Genomic DNA, 582 nt, shown 5'->3' with positions numbered 1-582 from the left:
GCCGGACCCTGAAAACTGACCCCCTGGGGTACTCCGAAAATTGACCCCCCTCCTAGATCGTGGAGGGTGCTGAAAGTGGAGGACTGGGCGGAGATCCGCCGTCTGCACAGGGCAGAGGGCGTGCCCATCAAGGAGATCGCCAGGCGGTTGGGGGTGGCCCGCAACACGGTGCGGGCCGCGTTGGCCTCTGACCGGCCGCCGAAGTACGAGCGGGCCCGGCGCGGGTCGGTCGCAGATGCCTACGAGGGGCAGATCCGGGCGCTGCTGCGGGACTGGCCGAGGATGCCGGTGCCGGTGATCGCGCAGCGGATCGGCTGGCCGTACTCGGACGGGCCGTTGAAGAAACTGCTGGCGCGTATCCGGCCCGAGTACGTCGGCATTGACCCGGTGGACCGGGTGACCTACCAGCCCGGTCAGCTCACCCAGTGCGACCTGTGGTTTCCCGCGCCGAGGATCCCGGTCGCGCCGGGGCAGCAGCGGATGCTGCCGGTGCTGGTGATGACGTTGGCGTTTTCCCGGTTCATGACCGCCACCATGATCCCGTCCCGGCAGGCCGGGGACATCTTGTCGGGCATGTGGACG

General features: G+C 68.7%; 1 protein-coding gene. It reads left to right on the top strand.

All coding sequences use genetic code 11. The features are described from left to right. Positions 1–66 precede the first annotated feature (66 nt). Positions 67–582, top strand: a 516-nt coding sequence (locus AP234_RS00145) for a helix-turn-helix domain-containing protein (RefSeq protein WP_152990142.1), incomplete at its 3' end; no start/stop codon positions are given.

This window comes from Sphaerimonospora mesophila (assembly GCF_001417795.1).
GTDB lineage: Bacteria > Actinomycetota > Actinomycetes > Streptosporangiales > Streptosporangiaceae > Sphaerimonospora > Sphaerimonospora mesophila.
The sequence above is the reverse complement of the archived record's forward strand: the minus strand, read 5'-3'. Positions and strand labels throughout refer to the sequence as shown.